Annotated in this window: 11 protein-coding genes; 2 read left to right on the top strand and 9 right to left on the bottom strand. The window is 38.2% G+C overall.

Annotated elements, in window-relative coordinates; all coding sequences use genetic code 11:
* The first annotated feature begins 41 nt into the window (after positions 1-41).
* Complete coding sequence (locus BFS30_RS17150) at positions 42-2,552, top strand: outer membrane beta-barrel family protein (RefSeq protein WP_069380413.1); 2,511 nt, start codon at positions 42-44, stop codon at positions 2,550-2,552.
* Positions 2,553-2,695: 143 nt separating this feature from the next.
* Here BFS30_RS17150 and BFS30_RS17145 read toward each other — a convergent pair whose 3' ends face one another.
* The 3 genes from BFS30_RS17145 to BFS30_RS17135 form a co-directional block, all read right to left on the bottom strand.
* Entirely contained in the window at positions 2,696-3,214 is a 519-nt protein-coding gene (locus BFS30_RS17145) for a UpxY family transcription antiterminator (RefSeq protein WP_069380412.1), read from the bottom strand.
* A gap of 480 nt (positions 3,215-3,694) precedes the next feature.
* Complete coding sequence (locus tag BFS30_RS17140) at positions 3,695-5,881, bottom strand: alpha-galactosidase (protein WP_157262945.1); 2,187 nt, start codon at positions 5,879-5,881, stop codon at positions 3,695-3,697.
* 135 nt (positions 5,882-6,016) lie between these two features.
* Entirely contained in the window at positions 6,017-6,217 is a 201-nt protein-coding gene (locus BFS30_RS17135; protein WP_157262944.1) for a hypothetical protein, read from the bottom strand.
* A 141-nt stretch (positions 6,218-6,358) separates the two neighbouring features.
* Between BFS30_RS17135 and BFS30_RS17130 the strand changes: the two genes are divergently transcribed.
* Positions 6,359-7,048 (top strand): OmpW/AlkL family protein, encoded by a 690-nt coding sequence (locus BFS30_RS17130; RefSeq protein WP_069380410.1) that lies wholly within the window; start codon positions 6,359-6,361, stop codon positions 7,046-7,048.
* Positions 7,049-7,131: 83 nt separating this feature from the next.
* On the opposite strand, the gene BFS30_RS17125 is transcribed toward BFS30_RS17130, so the two are convergent.
* The 6 genes from BFS30_RS17125 to BFS30_RS17100 form a co-directional block, all read right to left on the bottom strand.
* Entirely contained in the window at positions 7,132-7,470 is a 339-nt protein-coding gene (locus BFS30_RS17125; protein ID WP_069380409.1) for a hypothetical protein, read from the bottom strand.
* Between the two features lie 140 nt (positions 7,471-7,610).
* Positions 7,611-8,474: an AadS family aminoglycoside 6-adenylyltransferase gene (locus tag BFS30_RS17120; protein WP_069380408.1), complete on the bottom strand. Its 864-nt coding sequence runs from the start codon at positions 8,472-8,474 to the stop codon at positions 7,611-7,613.
* Between the two features lie 96 nt (positions 8,475-8,570).
* Positions 8,571-9,248: a type 1 glutamine amidotransferase domain-containing protein gene (locus BFS30_RS17115; RefSeq protein ID WP_069382491.1), complete on the bottom strand. Its 678-nt coding sequence runs from the start codon at positions 9,246-9,248 to the stop codon at positions 8,571-8,573.
* Positions 9,249-9,456: 208 nt separating this feature from the next.
* Positions 9,457-10,023 carry a Crp/Fnr family transcriptional regulator gene (locus BFS30_RS17110; RefSeq protein ID WP_069380407.1) on the bottom strand — a complete coding sequence of 189 codons (567 nt, stop codon included), beginning with the start codon at positions 10,021-10,023 and terminating at the stop codon, positions 9,457-9,459.
* Between the two features lie 328 nt (positions 10,024-10,351).
* Positions 10,352-11,890 carry a serine hydrolase domain-containing protein gene (locus BFS30_RS17105; RefSeq protein WP_083252091.1) on the bottom strand — a complete coding sequence of 513 codons (1,539 nt, stop codon included), beginning with the start codon at positions 11,888-11,890 and terminating at the stop codon, positions 10,352-10,354.
* Positions 11,891-12,079: 189 nt separating this feature from the next.
* On the bottom strand, positions 12,080-13,561 hold the full coding sequence (locus tag BFS30_RS17100; RefSeq protein WP_069380405.1) for an MAC/perforin domain-containing protein: 1,482 nt from the start codon (positions 13,559-13,561) through the stop codon (positions 12,080-12,082).
* Positions 13,562-14,330: the final 769 nt, after the last annotated feature.

Here is a 14,330-nt window from a genome sequence, read left to right as displayed (position 1 = left end):
AAATAATGAAAATATCTGCTATTCATAGAATACTTAACACTATGCGCACTACTCTTTTCACCCTTATTTTTATAATTACGTCCTTAAATAATTTAATTGCATCTCCATTAAGGGATCGGACTATTCTAAAGGGGAGTCACTATACATTAGCAGAAAAGCCTAACAGGCAAACTGGTTACGTAATTCAGGGAAAGGTAACCAACGTCAATCATCAGGCTATAGACTATGCCACAATTATTATCAAAAAAATCAACTCCGGTAAAGTCATACAATCTACCTTTACTGACAGTATTGGCTCATTCCAATTAAATGTATCAGAAAAAGGAGAATATCTGATTGGCGTCTCAGCGATAGGCACCTTTCCATTATCAATAAGCTTAACACTAGGAGAACAACAACAGGTCAAACTTCCTGACATCATCCTAACAGCCAACGTTAGCAATTTAAAAGAGGTTGTTGTAACTGGCAAAAAAGCATATATCGAGCAGAAGCTAGACCGTACAGTAATCAATGTGGGTTCACTGATTTCTAATGATGGAGCCAATGCACTCGAAGTCCTTGAAAAATCACCGGGGGTGGTTGTGGACGGAAACGGAAATATCAGCTTTAAAGGAAAATCAGGTGTTACCGTATTTATTGATGGCAAACCCAGCTACTTATCAGGAAACAGCCTTGCCAATTATCTAAAGTCACTTCCGTCCTCCGTTTTAGATCAGTTAGAATTAATGGACAATCCTCCTGCAAAATACGACGCAGCAGGAAACTCCGGAGTGATTAACATTAAGACAAAAAAATCTAAGATAAAAGGGTTTAACGGCTCCTTATCCGCCAATTTAGGACAAGCACATTATACACAAACCAGCCAAAGCCTAAATCTAAATTATCGCATCAATAAAATAAATATTTTTTCCAATGCAGCTTATAGTCTAAACCATAGCTATCGGAAACTAAATCTGGGCCGGAATTATTTCGACAGCAACGGAAACTTCAATTCTGCTTTTGAACAAATACAATACATCAAAAGTAAGACCAATGCCGCAAACCTTAAGATCGGCATGGATTATTACTTATCTCCCAAAACAACATGGGGCATCGTTTTCACGGGCGCAGCAACTCCAGGTAAAGTGGACAACCCCTCGGATAATAGATTACTAAACAACACACTCCAGCTGGACTCATTAATCACCGCTAACAACAAAAGCAAAAATCGCTTTTACAATGGAGGAATTAACCTCAATTATAGCCATCAGTTTGACAGTCTGGGAAAACAACTAACATTTGATCTGGATTATTTAAACTACAATTCACGCATCAACCAAACCTTTATAAATCAGTCATTTGGACCAGACTGCACCCTAACAAACACCCAGATCATTAAGGATAATTTACCGACAAACATCCATATCTCATCTGCCAGGGCAGATTACACCCTACCCTTAAATAAAGGAGCTAAACTGGAGGCGGGTGCCAAAGGAAGCTACGTAAACACCGATAATGAAGCCAACTATTTCAATGAGCGGAATGGAACAAGTACAATCGATTACAACTTAACCAATCGTTTTACATACAAGGAGAATGTTAACGCAATATACCTCAACCTGAATAAAAATTTCAACAGACTCTCCCTACAACTCGGACTACGCCTGGAAAATACAAATGCGAAAGGTCATCAAACCGGAAACCCAACCCGAAAGGACTCTTCTTTTGTTAAAAATTACACCAATTTATTTCCTACTGCATATTTTTCTTACAAACTTGATAGCTCAGGGACAAATTTACTGATTGTTTCCTATGGCAGAAGAATACGCAGACCGTATTATCAGGACCTAAATCCTTTCATCACCCTTTCAGATAAATTCACCTATTCATCGGGGAACCCATTCTTAAAACCTCAATATTCAGACAACTATAAACTATCTTACAGTTATAAAAGTACAATTACCGCAGCACTCTACTACAATCACATTACCGACATTCAGAACGAAATCGTCAGGCAAGAGGGAAATATTTTCATTAATGGCACTGGAAATATTGGAACAGCAACATATCTCGGCGCATCCGTTAATCTCGCGTTACAACCAACCAAATGGTGGTTCTTAAACACCTACATACAAGTTTTTAGAAATAACTTCAAAGGACAGCTATTCTCCAGCTACATTGACCAATCCTCCACCTTCGGAGAGATCAACCTAACCAATCAATTCACTTTACCTCAAGGATGGAGTGCTGAAATCGGAGGGTTTTATATCACGCGCAGAGCAAATGGCCAATTTATTAATTATGCTAACGGACAACTAAATGCTGGCATTCAGAAAAAAATATTAAACAACAATGGATCAGTTAAATTAAATGCAAGAGATCTCCTCAATACCTACACCACTGATGGGATAGCGAACTATATTCCAAATGCAACTTCTTCTTTCAGAAACCGATATAATTCACAAGTATTCACACTAGGATTCACCTATAATTTTGCACAATCCAAGAATGGCGCAAAAAAACGCAAAACAGGAAGTGTTGATGTTGAAAAAGACCGGGTTAAAACACAATAAGATAGACAGCACAAATAAGAAAAACCACCTTAATGAGGGGAGACAACCATAAATCTGTCCTCCCGTCCCAAATCCAATATTTAATTACACCAGATTTGAGACAGAAGACCGATATTCATTTTACCAAAACACCTATAGAGAACTTAAATCTTTATTTCACATTTTTTTATTGAGGACATACCAATTTCAATAGAAAGAAATTGATTGATACCTCGGATTTTAATACCAAGCCTCGACTTACTACTCTTTTTGAAAACCACTCCTTTTATCCCTTCAAATGCACCATCAGTAATTTCCACCAAATCTCCGGCATCGACCTTCCTTTCCACAACAATTCCAGGAACAACCATTAACTTTTTTATTACATCTATTTCATTTTCTGAAATAGTTACAGGTGCACCATTAGAAGAAACATATCGTGAAACACCATACACATTGAGCACCTGATATTTCGTTTTATGGTCTGCATAGACAAAAATATAATTTGGAAACAAAGGAATTTCCACTGCTTTTTTCCTATCACTCCAGTTCCGGATTACTGTTTGAACAGGTAGAAAACAAGGAATGTTTGAGCGTAAAAAAATACTTTGAACCTTCTTTTCATAATTTGGATATGTGTAAACGACATACCACTTCGAGTTAGGGACATTAATACTATTCATATAAAAAAAATTAGGGATGAGTTAACAGGGCAGTTTAAAACTTCATGAATAGCACTTGAATTGAAGCCTCCCCTGTTATTTAACAATAGTTATTAAAATTATGAGGAGCTATTTTATTATTAATTACAAAGATAAACACTTCGCAATTACATAGGTAAAGTAGTTGTTAAAATAGTTTTTCATCTTGTTTTAAATTATAAATGGGTTATACATATACGGACTACTATCCAGATCGACTGAAAATTCTTAAAAGAAAACAGAATTAATGTATGTTTTTCCAAAGATTAATCTTTGGAATATAAATATCTCTTATCCAAATTATAAAACATTTACACGTAAAAAAAGTTTTTCAACATATATTTTTAAACATATGTCTAAATCAAAAACCTGGTAAGAATTGAAAAAACACTTTACATCAGAGAACGACACCTACTCATGACTCAGCAACAAACCAGAACCGATATTGTTTACGTTGTTTTGTTATTCGATCAATACCCAGCAATAACTTTCCGGCTCCAGGGTACAGGTATATTCAATTTCATAATTCCTGCTCAGGGCATAACTCTTTGGAGCTTTTCCTTTTTCCGTCACTTTTGCCACAGTGGTTAAACCGGTATAGTAAAGAGGAACTTTAACCGTTCTCGTGATTTTCTCTTTTAATGGATTGTACAACATCATCATCCCTTTGTTTTTAAGCTTAGGATTTACATGGAGCAAGCCATCCCAATCTCTCCCATCCGCTCTGCGTAAATGGATAATTTCCGAATTAAGGATATCGCGGTATTTCTTATACCAATCTATCACTCCCGATACCATCAATCTGGTTTCTTCGGTGTCATACAACCTTGGTCCGCGATAACAAGCTTGAACCCCCGCTCCATAATACTGAACCATTAACTGTTCATAATCTTTAAGATGGTCTTTTAAGGGCTCCAATACTGCTTCAGGTCCACCTCCCTGATACCTCGTAAGCGGAACAAAACCCCGGCTCATAGAAGACGTTTTCTCCCAGGTACCATCAAAGATATTCTGACGGTTCAGAATCAGCTGATTTTCCCTTGGCAAAGAGAAGTTCACTTCCCGGTAGCCAATTCCGATTTTATGTGTACCATCAAGAAAATACCAATCTGGCGCATTGATATACACCCCTCTTTCGTTTAACCAATGATACAATTCCTTTTGAATGTTGATTTGTTTCCATTGAGAATCTTCCAGTCCTTTATGGCCGGGATGCGTAGTTGAGGCACATACATCACCAGGATATGGACCGTCGTTCTCCCAGATATCGAAACCTGCTTTTAAGTAAAAGGCCTTAATCTTATCACGATATCCCAATCCCCACTTACTCCCAAAGCAAGGAGCATTGCCAAAAAAAGCACCCCCGGTTTTACCTGTCTTTGGATTAATTACATCATCTTCTTCACTGATTTTCCGGGAGCTGAATAAAGAATAGCTTCCGATAAAAACCTTCTTACTGTGTGCATAGTCAGCAAGTTCCTTCCATTTTTTAATATTTGTGGCGGTCGTATCTTCCACATTACAATGACTTCCAAAGCTCAGGATTAAAGCTTCATATCCGGTCGCAGCACACTGATCAATTGCCGTACGTACTTGCTCATCATTTTTACTGACAAGGTGCATAAATATCGGGTTTGCGGTAGTCCATGGTGCAACAGTATTGTACATTTTGCGAATGGAAAGTCCCCTGCGCTCTCTATCATAACTATCCATCAACAATTCATAGCTGCGCACCGAATGGTAAGAATCTCCTTTTTGCAATTCGATTCCGGATACTTTATCCGGATAGATTTCGAGCAGACAAGGCGTCTGATAATCATAATTTACCTGTGATCTATAGGTGGAATCTACTTTCCAGTGGGTCGTCTGGTCACTCAGATCGTACCTCATGGCATTGTTAAAAGCGTAATTGGTTTCGAAATAAATCCCCTGCGGTTTCGCCATCTGATCTACTCCTCCCACCACAGCACTCTGCTCTTCCACCATGCCCAGGATTTCATTCACTACCCGGCCAATGGTAAAGGACTCACTCCCCTTGTTGCGAATAGAAAGTGACTTAACAATCAGAGGAAGACCATCATATAACTCGTAATTAACATCAAGTTCCAGACCTGATAATTCAGTTGCGGTAGCGCGATAATGAAATGAAAGTACTTTTCCGGTAGGTTGCTTATGGTTTGCAGCCCAGAACTTGCTTTTCCAGTTGAGCTGTGGACGGATCGGATTGATCTCAAAACCAGTCATTTTAAAAGCCTGATTACCAGGAGTAAACTGACCCAACCATTCCGGTCGGATATAAGCATTTTCCTTTTGCCCGGTCAGTCCGCCAATTTCATAAATTTTATCATTAATAGTGACTCTGGCTTCCGGCTTTATTGCCCGTAACAGCTGCTGCCCGTTCACCTGGTTCTGGTAATCAATGCAGACCACACTGGGCGCTATCCTGAATGTTCTTTTCACAAGGCCATTGTCAAGTGTAACCTCCTTTTTGTTTTCGTTGGTTTTAACCATAGCCATATAACTGGCAGAGTTTAACAGCCAGTCACTTTTTGTCTGTTTTTGAGCCAGCAAGACCGGTGTTGACGCAATTAATCCACAGCCAATCAGGGATACTCCCCGCAGGATGCACTTAATGGTAAATCTTTTCATTTGTGTTTATTTGTGTGTTTGTTGGTTAAAAATCCAGCATCAACAGATCGATTGGTCAGATCTATAGCCCGCTAATACCATTTGGTTTATTGATTTATTATATCAGTTGAAATTAATGCTTTTTTTGTAAACTATTTATTCCCGAACCCTGAACTCTGGTGGACACCACCTTGTAATCAGATCCAATACGTCATCGGCATCGTCTTGCAAAGCCTCATCATTAGCAAAAACTGTTTCCTTAAGTAAACTACGTATTGTTTTAGCGGGAGTGGTAATCCATTTTTGATTTTTCCTGTTCGGCTGCTTACCCATGGTGATCAAAATTACATATTTCATTCCTTCCATTAAATGGACTCGGGGACTATTTCGCCAAACTAATGTAAAAACATCCTGAGCAAGATCATTTTAATAGCTGTTTAAAGGCATTTTTTTCTTTGACCAGCCACAATAGATTTGCTTCAAATAAATATTACTGATATGAAAAAGTTAATGGTATGTATGGCACTGATGCTGGCCGGATTTCATGTGTATCCTCAATCCTCCCAAACCGAAGAGCAATGGAGGATCAGACTTAGAGGACTGGCTGTTATTCCACAGGAAAGTGCTTCAATCGGAGTCATCGGTGGCGATGTAAAAATCTCAAACTCCTTTATTCCGGAACTGGATTTCACTTATTTCTTTAACAGGCATTTTGCGGCAGAACTGATTTTAGGAACCACCAGGCATAAGATAAGCACAACAGGATCCGATTTAAGTGCCATAGGTGCATCAAGTTCCGCTAATGTAGATTTAGGTAAAGTGTGGTTACTTCCACCTACACTGACCTTACAATACCACTATCCGGTTGGAAAATTCAATCCCTATCTTGGCGCCGGTGTCAATTACACCATTTTTTACAATGCAGATCAGGGACCGGTGGTAAAGGGAATAAAATATAAGGATAAGTTTGCTTTTGCAGCTCAGGCCGGCTTTGATTACGACATCAGCAAAAGGTTGTTTATTAATGTCGATTTAAAGAAAATCTTCCTGTCTACAAATGCTACAGTTGATGCGGAAAATCTTAGTCCTGCCGGAAGCCCGGAACTGGCCCCCGTATTAAAACATATCGAAGCAGATGTAAAAATCAGACCATGGTTATTGGGCCTGGGTATTGGATGTAAATTTTGATCTGTTGTAATCTCATCGAAACCGGTGGTCAAGTCAGTAATAATTCTATTATTACTGACTTGACTATATTAAATCCTGGTAGCTTATGGAATTAGTGCGGCTGAAGACCTTACAGAAACAGTTAAAGAGATCAGGTAAACCAGCGTAAGTGCCACCACCTGCATTTCAGGAACGATAAAGCATAAAACCAGGCAAAACAAAAACATCATAAGGTTCATTAACACAGTCAGCAATTTCAGCTTTCTATTGGTAGCATCCAGATTGAGCACGTTGAGAAATACGCTGCCCAACATCGCCAGGGATGCCGAAAAAAACCACATTTGCTGTTCCAATGATCCTGAATTTTCAAGAAAAGTATACATCATATGACCAAAGGAGAAAATTAATAGCAGTACAATCGTCATTTTATAAATCGTTTTCATTTGCCCATTGCTTAAAAAGTATTTAAGCACAAAATTATCAGACTATAAAAGACAACGTTTGTAAAAACCCGACATATGCTTCCATAAACTCCCTAAAGCTATAGTGTGGTCAAAAAAAAGAAAACCCATAATCGCATTTATTATTTCGATGCTTTTACAAAAACCAGATATTGCCGGATATTGTTTTCGAGCTCTCCCGGATAACTATAGCTTAATTTATCTGCTAATGTGGTCCCCAACTCCCGCACTAAATCCGCATAAGCAATTAATGCCCGCCAATTATCCTGTATATCACTTCCTGAAAATGTAGCCTCTATTTTCTGCCATATTTCCGGCGACAAATACTTTTTGAATAACCGGCCATGCTTGTTGGTAGTCATGTTCCAGCCATGATCTACTGCGATGTACCATTCAATGATCGGAACCAGATAACCTGTTCTCATATTATCTTCAGACATGAACTTTGCATAAAAGATGTTATCCCTTGCCAGACATTTTGCCACATAAGTCATGTCCCACCAAAAATCATTCAGTTTCTGCTCAAACTCAGCAGCCGTTGGCCTTTTGATCAGGGAAACCTGATGGCTCGCTGGTTTTAAATCTGCTGTAAGCCGGTCTTTATCGACCAGAACTTTATAACCGATATCCCAATCTTCAGGAAGTTCGTCATTTTCTACATCTTCCCTGAACTTAGAAACAGAATACAACTTGAAATCAACTTTTACATAGTCATCATACAACACCATTCGCATCGCATGTTTCCCATTGAATACCGTTTCAGGTTCTGCTATTTTCGCGACCACTTTGCCGAAATGGGATAACCAGCCGTCATCATTCAGCACCTTTTGCAAGTCGGAAAAAACCAATTCAATGTCCAGATCACTGAATTGATCTACTGGTGCATAAGGATTAACCAGAGAACTCGTCAGCAACATGGCTCTTACATCATCATTCGCTGTCGCCCATTCTAAGATTTGCTGAAGTTTCTGATCCCTGCTGTCCATTTCGCTAAAACTATTTTTACAATATCGGTTACGTCAAATGGAGCTGAGGAATATCCTCAGCTCCATTCACTATGTATTTTAATTATGAGTAGCAATTTATAAATTTTCCAATGCTTTTTTTACGGCTTCGCCAACAGCTTTGGCTGATTGCGGGTTTTGTCCGGTTACTACTCTTTGATCGGTAACAACATGTTCCTGCCAGGCTGCAGATTTCTCATAAATCCCCCCACGTTCTTTCAGCTTATCCTCCAGTAAAAATGGAACTACATTTTCCAGTTTAACAGCTGTTTCTTCTTCGTTCGTAAACCCATTCACTTTTTTGCCATCAATCAAATACTTTCCATTGCTCAGTTTAATGTTGACCAATCCTGCCGGACCATGACAAACAGCGCCTACTATTCCATTGTTTTCATATATACTAGTCGCAATAGCGGCAATTTCAGTGTTATCAGGAAGGTCCCAAACAGCGCCGTGTCCTCCCGCATAATAAATAGCATTATATTCCTCAGCCTTTACTTCCGACGGTGTCTGGGTATTGCTGATCTTTTTATGATAAATCTCATCTTCCCAAAATTCTTTATTAACAGCATCGGATAAATCGAATCCATCTACCGGTGGATTCCCTCCTTTCGGGCTTACAAAATCAATTTCATAGCCGGCTTCTTTTAATACTTTCCAGGCATGGCTCACCTCTCCGAGGTAATAACCTGTAGCATCTCCGGTACTTCCTTTTTTATCATGGCTCGTCACCACAAATAAGATTTTCTTTTTCATTTGATTAGATTTTAGGGTTTGAGCATTTGCTGTATTTACAGAGGAGAAAATGGCGCAACATGCAAGAACCATCATTCCCGTTTTAATCACCTTCATAGTATTGAATTTAAATGCCACCTCTATTACAATGGATGACGGGACAAAGTTTCAATTAAAACAGAAGTGCTAAAAGGGAACTGATCACAAAATTTATGTGATTACAATCACACTAAGGATGACTCAAACGACTCAATGTCTCTCTGGATACGCCTATATAAGCCGCCAACAGTGTTTTTGGCAGGCGTTGCAGCAACTTAGGGTTCAATGCTAAAAAACGGTTATATCTTTCCTGCGGATTTTTATGGAGGAGAAACAAAATGCGTTGTTGCAAGGCAACATACCCGGCATGGGATTTCTTACGGAAAAAATTGGCCATTCCCTTCATTTCATTACAGAGCAGTTCTCTATTTTCCGATGATATCACCAGTAGTTCACTGTCTTCAATACAGTCGATATTAATGGTTGCTGCAGTACCGTATACCAGGGAATTATAGTCTGAAATCCACCAGTCTTCCATTGCAAATTGCAGGATATGTATTTTACCATCTTCATCAGCATGATAAGCTTTCAGCAAACCCTTTACCACCCAATAATCATTGAGTACCTCTGCTCCCTCCTGCACCAAAAACTGATGTTTCTTAAGTTTTTTGGTGCTAAACTTAGAAAGTACATAATCAAACTCCTCATCGGTTAAGGTAATTAGCTTTTCTATATGTTGACGCAAGGCTGAACTCATTTTCAAATCTATTTAATTTTTCAAAAATGAGCGACAAAAGATCGATTTACCTGAGAACCGCCGACTCTCAGGCTACGGCCGAGCAAGATATTTACCGCATTAAGACATCAGAATTTGGGACTAATTGCCCTATTCAGAGGCAGCACAACTCCGTAACTTTAAACTGTTAAGGGACGGGCCGAAACCCTTGAAAACAGTAGGCGAAAATTAGAGTTTTATTCTTTTTGATCTATAAAAGAAAAATGGCAAACAATCCTGCTGATCTTAGGATTGGCAGGATTGTTCCATAACTCCTGCCAATAGGAATTTTAAGAATATGCTGTTATTCCTACCGTCTGAAATACCGGTCGTTAGAGTAAACACCCACCAGAATATTATTTTCTTTTTTTACAGAAAAAGACCTTAACATGGTTTTAAAGTCGATTATACCCGTACTATCAGACAACATCAACAACTGCCCTTTTAAATTGCCCCAGGAAACTTTACCTGTTTTATTGATCTTCATAGTGCCGGATTTTTCAGCACCATTGTAAAAGCCAGCATACTTTTTGTCCGTAAGGATATGCAGCTCTTTAGCCTCCCTTATTTCCTTTGTTTCCAGCATATCCGAGTCAAAATTCCTCTTTAGCGACGCCAGATTTTCCTTAACAATCTCATTCTTATTTCCTTTGCTTAACATCGAGTTGTAAACATAATTGGCAACCAGATGAGCCAGTGCCTCCATTCCTTTTTTATTGCTTAAGACCACAATTCCGATTTTATGATCTTTCATAAAAGATAAATGAGAGGAAATCCCACTATATCCCCCTAAACGGGATACCAGCTGTTCTCCATTAAAAATGGATTGTTCCCAGCCCAATCCATAACCAAATCTTTCATAAGATTGATAGCGGTTTTTTTGAGGAACAATTGCAGAGACCGAAAAATCAATCTCCTGTTTACTCAATAGACCGGGAACAGAACTTCCCCCACTGATAAAGAATTGCAAATATTTCAGAAGATCGTTTACTGTACTTACGTGTCCGCCGGCCGCCGACATCGAATTATCTGCTTTATCAAATACGCTTTTCAGTCTACCCTCCGACTGGTCAATAACATTGCTGATATATCTGGGGTTTGCTTTTGAAATATAAGCAGTAGTCTTCTGCATATTCAATGGTTGAAACACCTGCTCGTTCATCACCTCCTGCCATGGCTTTCCGGTCTGCTTTTCAACAATCAATGAATAAATAACAGGTCCTAAATTAGAATAGTAAAAGGCCTGATCTGGCAAAGCAGTGCTGTAGTTTTTAAGCAACGCCATCATTTGTTCGGCACCCTTATGACCAATAAAAGCGGTCCATACTACCAGATCATTATTTTTGATGCCATGGGTATGCGTCATTAATGAGCGTATCGTGATTTTTTCCGGATGAATATTTTTATCATCAAAATGAAAATCCGGAAAATAATCAGCCAGGGTATGATCTAATTTTATGATGCCTTTATGATCTAAGACCGCAGCCAGCGTTCCCGTTAGTGACTTCGACGTTGATGCCAGATAAATTTGCGTATGATCAGAAAATAGCGTTTTTGTTTCCGGATTGGAAAAACCACAGTTCTTTTTCAGGAAGACCTCACCGTCCTTTACCACACCTAAAGTTAAATTGATCTCAGCCCCTCCAAATGATTGTTTAATGCGGCTTAATAAACCATCCAGCGAATCACTTAAGATTTTAGCTTCTTTATTGCTATAAAAGTCATTTCTAATCAGATTTCCTCGCTGACCTGAGGTGTTGATAAACGCACTGAAAATTGCACATACCATAAAAGCCGGGACATAAAATACAAATAAAGACCAGTTGTTAAATTTCTTGTGTAAAGTCATAAATCATGAATTAGATTACTATGTGGGGTAAGACGAGCTCATGGAGAAACAGGTTACACCGGACAGATCCGGTACACAATTAGGACTAACCTTAAAAAGGTCTTTTAATACAAAAGCCCCAATTTTCATTGGGGCTTTTTGTGTTCCTGCTGGAAGCAGAACTAATTAGTCGCTAAAAAAGCATATTTATTATCTTGGAAAAGCGTAGAAACTAACGCCATCATTCTGCCAACCGTTTTGTTCATAGGCATATTCACCTGGGTAGGCGGTATAAGTGTGCTTATTTATTTGTGCGTTATAATAGATATAAACCGGTAAGGTTCCATTAGCCTGATTCGGATAAGCATAAAATGCAACTCCTGCATAAGTATATCCATTTTGCAAATAAGGGTAATCGTTTCTGTTGATGGTCAAAACATGCTGACCAACTGAATCTTTAATAAACAAATGAACAGGCAAAGTTCCTGATTTCTGTGTAGTAAACGCATGAAATTTAACGCCAAAATATTCCCAGCCGTTTTGCTCATACGGGTAGTCGTTTTTATTAATGGTAAAAACGTGTCCTCCGCTACTTGCGTTATGAAATTCATGAACAGGTAGTTCGCCTAATTCCTTAATCTGGCTGTCGTTTATACGTTTATCAATCGCAGCATTTACCTGGCTTTTTTTAACAGGATCGGTTATAAAATCGGAAAGTCGAACGGCTTTTCCGATCTCAACTAATTGAGAGTTTCTGTCATTTACACTCTGTTGCCAGCTGGCAATATTAAGAGATTGAGAAAAATTCCCGTTCGCATCAGCCGTCAAAGACAGACCAGAAGTAGTCCCTCCATAATAAGTAACTGTAAATTGTTTGCTGCTACTTTCAGTAAGAACTTTGTTTATTTCTTCATTGCTGACATCAGAAGAAAAATTAATTCCTACTTTCTTTAAAAAGCCAGCGATACCAACTTTAGTATTTCTCACCTTTCTGCTGTATTCACTTTGATTGGCTATAGTGGCGCTATAATCAAATCTAAGGCGACCACCCAAGGTAATGTCTAACAGCACGTGGGTACCATATCTGGACACTAAATAATCAGCATCTCTGGTAGCTACATTATTAATAAATTCCGGAGTCAGGTAATTCATTAATAAAGATACTGGGGCATCACCTGTAAATCTTATTCTCTTTACCGCACGGTACGACTCATAACTGGCATAGGAAAACCTGCTGTAAAAAGTGCTTTTGGTATCATCTTGTTTATTCCTGTTCACACTTGCTGAAAAGAAGGTTTTGTTAGTGTCTTTAGACTCTTTCTGACCATACGAAGCTTCAAGACCCCATGACCTTTTTTTAGATACCTCTTTCAGGTAATCTATTGCCGATGATCCAATATAAGCACTATCAGTTCCTATTGAACCTGTACCCACATCGATTCGCTGCAAATAATCCGTCTCAAACCGCTTCATGTCAAGGATTGGAGCATCTGAGATATTATTGGGATTTAAAAAATCACCGGTTACATCATAACCATACGACAATACATCCCATTTCCCATCACCGATAGAAAGGTTATTGCCTTTTGTTATAATTTCTGAATCAGACTTTGGCTGTTCATTCTTTTTACAGCCACTAAAGATGGCGGTTGCGACCAGTATTAAACTGATACATTTTAAATTTTTTTTCATTTAGGGATTTTTATATGTTTTAATTATATACAATATATGCATTATGCATTTCATTTTTAGAAATATGATGTTAAATTATTTTTAATTTATTAAAAATAATGATTTTTATTTCACATGGATTAATCAAGTAATAAACATAGACGATTCACTACAACAAAAGGCCGATATTTAAGATATAATTAATTAAGCTTCTATTTCTCTGGATCCACAAGCATATTAAATCAAAAAAAACCAAATAAACCTAAGACTATTTTCCTTGGATTATTTACAGAAACTATCTACTTTAATGAAGTCCTGTTTTTAGGAAAGGAGCCAAACCATCAGTATCTTCAAAAAATGAATTTCAACAACCAAATACTCTTCTTTTTAAGTGCATTAGGTGCTTTTAATGGCATTATTTTGAGTCTGTACTTTGTGATTTTCAAAAAGGAAAAAAGCATATCGGATATATTTTTAGGAGGTATATGAAGAAAATGCAGGGATTATATCTTCCGTTTGTCATGGCACGGCCGGTATTGTCCATTTAAAAACTAAAGACGGGAGATATGTAGTTGAGGGAAAAAGAATAAGTGGCTATCCTGATGGTTACGAAAAACAAGATGCTGAATATTTTAAACATTTTCCATTTCTAATTCAGAAAACGATAGAAGAAAGAGGCGGAACATTTAAATTTTCAGCTAGGAACATTGCACATGTTGAAACTGATGGAAGGATTATTACCGGACAAAATTATCAATCATCCAGGGAGGTAGCAATGAGAATAATACAA

The sequence above is a fragment of the Pedobacter steynii genome, assembly GCF_001721645.1.
In the GTDB taxonomy this organism is placed as follows: Bacteria; Bacteroidota; Bacteroidia; order Sphingobacteriales; family Sphingobacteriaceae; genus Pedobacter; species Pedobacter steynii_A.
Note: the sequence above shows the minus strand (reverse complement) of the source record. Positions and strands in the feature narration are given on the sequence as shown.